The organism is Arcobacter sp. F2176, assembly GCF_004116465.1.
GTDB classification, from domain to species: Bacteria; Campylobacterota; Campylobacteria; order Campylobacterales; family Arcobacteraceae; genus Arcobacter; species Arcobacter siniprincipis.
Window position 1 is genome coordinate 1 of record NZ_PDJV01000051.1, and the last position, 1,316, is coordinate 1,316.

Genomic DNA, 1,316 nt, shown 5'->3' on the forward strand with positions numbered 1-1,316 from the left:
ACTCATAATAACCTCTTATTTTAAAGAATTCAAATACGCAATAAGCGCTACAATCTCAGGAATCTGACCGTTTGCTACGGCATCTTTTACAGCTTGATTTTTCATATCAGCAGCAATAGCTTTCGCTTCTTTTAAAGCCTCTGCTTTCGCTTCTTCAAAAGTCCCTAATGGAACATCAACTTTCCCATCTCCATCTAAATCTACATCATAAGGAGTATTAAACACACCTTTTACTGTTACAGCTTCTCCATATGCAGTCTCTACATCTGCCATATTTGTAAACTGATGTGCATATGATGGCATTATTGAACCTGGTACTACTGATGCTGGATCCATCATATGATTCTCATGCCAATCTGTTGTTCTATAATTCCCAACTCTCATTAAATCTGGTCCAGTTCTTTTTGATCCCCATAAAAATGGTCTATCATATACATACTCACCTGACAGTGAATACATACCATATCTATCTGTCTCTGATTTAAATGGTCTAATTAATTGTGAGTGACAAGCATTACATGAATCTTTAATATAAACATTTCTACCTGTTAACTCTAAAATTGAATATGGTTTTGTACCAACTGTTGGTCTACTTTGTTTTGCAAAGTCTGGTATAACTTCTATTATACCTGCAAATGCTATAAATATAAATACTAATACCGCAAAGAAAAACGGTCTTTGTTCGAACCAATGAAACATAATAATTCCTCCTTCTTATGCAGCTACTGGCGTTGCGTTGATTGGTTCTTTATCAAGAACTCTTCCTGCAGTTGCCGTTTTATACATATTATATGCAAACATAAAGAAACCAATTAAGTACAATAATCCACCAACAGCTCTAATTGTATAGTATGGTTTTAATACATTTACTGTATCTATGAAAGAGTAAACTAATGAACCATATTCATCATATGCTCTCCACATCATACCTTGTGTAATACCAGCTATCCACATAGATGTAAAGTACAATACGATACCTGTAGTTTGTAACCAAAATTGTGTATCCATTAACGATTTAGAATAAATTTCTCTACCGTACATTCTTGGAGCCATATGATATAAAGCTGCCATAATCATAAATACAACCCAACCCAATGTACCATCATGTACATGACCTGGAATCCAGTCTGTAAAGTGAGCAATCGCATTAACTGATTTAATTGATTGAATTGGACCTTCAATTGTTGATAACATATAAAAAGTCGATGCTAAAATCATAAATTTAATTAATGTATTAGATTGTAATTGTTGCCATTCACCCTTCATTGTTAAAAGCATATTAATAGCTGATCCCCATGATGGTAAAATTAAAACAA

2 protein-coding genes are annotated in these 1,316 nt (G+C 33.4%); both read right to left on the minus strand.

What is annotated here, in order from left to right:
• Positions 1-15: 15 nt before the first annotated feature.
• Complete coding sequence (ccoO, locus tag CRU95_RS16090; RefSeq protein WP_129102122.1) at positions 16-699, minus strand: cytochrome-c oxidase, cbb3-type subunit II; 684 nt, start codon at positions 697-699, stop codon at positions 16-18.
• A 15-nt stretch (positions 700-714) separates the two neighbouring features.
• Positions 715-1,316 (minus strand): cbb3-type cytochrome c oxidase subunit I (locus tag CRU95_RS16095; RefSeq protein WP_258238748.1); only part of this gene is annotated, 602 nt, incomplete at its 5' end.